This window comes from Limosilactobacillus pulli, from assembly GCF_947381555.1.
GTDB classification, from domain to species: domain Bacteria; phylum Bacillota; class Bacilli; order Lactobacillales; family Lactobacillaceae; genus Limosilactobacillus; species Limosilactobacillus pulli.
On sequence record NZ_CANCWQ010000094.1, the window covers coordinates 1 to 273 of the forward strand.

Here is a 273-nt window from a genome sequence, read left to right on the forward strand (position 1 = left end):
AACCTCATTCTTGTTCTGACGATCAAATTGCTCATTAAGTAAGTTGTCATTGATGTATTCCTCGTGACGTTTAATCCAATTATGCTTCTTCTTACGGATATTTGCCTTGATCCCGTGATTTCGCATGCAGTTAGTAACCCGCTTTAAGCCGGCCTTGAAATCCAATTTATTTTCAAAAGCTAGTTGCGTCGTCATACCTAAATAACCCAAGGTCCACTTATGCTTTTTTTCCAATTCCAAAATGGCTTTAAGTAATTCTGCTTGTTCATCATC

At 37.7% G+C, this 273-nt stretch carries 1 protein-coding gene; it reads right to left on the reverse strand.

All coding sequences use genetic code 11. From position 1 onward, the window contains the following. On the reverse strand, window positions 1-273 hold a 273-nt coding region (locus tag QOS03_RS09335), incomplete at both ends, for an IS3 family transposase (RefSeq protein WP_283576198.1).